We start from the raw sequence: 414 nt of genomic DNA on the forward strand, positions 1-414 counted from the left end.
ACCGCCACCGTCACCAGGTACCGGGCGGTGGCCAGCTGCAGGGTCGGCCCGGCGACGGTGTCGAGCACCGTCGCGGAGGTCCCCGCCGGGAGCCCGGTCACCGCGCTGCCGTGCCGGGCGCCGGCGACGTAGCCGGCCGGCGTGCCCCGGTTCGTCGTGTACACGTTGACCGACACCGTCACGCCGTCGGCGAGCGCGAAGCAGGCCCGGGTGCGGGTCCCGTCGGTGCGGGTGACGACGGCGTTCGTCGCCGGCGCGACCGGCGGCCCGCCCAGCAGCCCGGTCAGTGCTGCCCGGTCGAGCAGGCACTCGTCGGCCACCACGTCCGAGGTCAGGGGGGCCGGAGCGGCCGGAGACGCGGGCCGGGCCGTGGCGCGCGCCGTACCCGGGGAGGGCCGGACCCGGCCGTCCGGG

The 414-nt window shown here is 79.2% G+C and carries 1 protein-coding gene; it reads right to left on the bottom strand.

Annotated elements, in window-relative coordinates; translation table 11 throughout:
• Nucleotides 1–320 (bottom strand): hypothetical protein (locus GTW08_RS05705; RefSeq protein WP_161151515.1); only part of this gene is annotated, 320 nt, incomplete at its 3' end.
• Between the last annotated feature and the right edge of the window lie 94 nt (nucleotides 321–414).

This window comes from Pseudonocardia sp. SID8383, assembly GCF_009864975.1.
Classification (GTDB): domain Bacteria; phylum Actinomycetota; class Actinomycetes; order Mycobacteriales; family Pseudonocardiaceae; genus Pseudonocardia; species Pseudonocardia alni.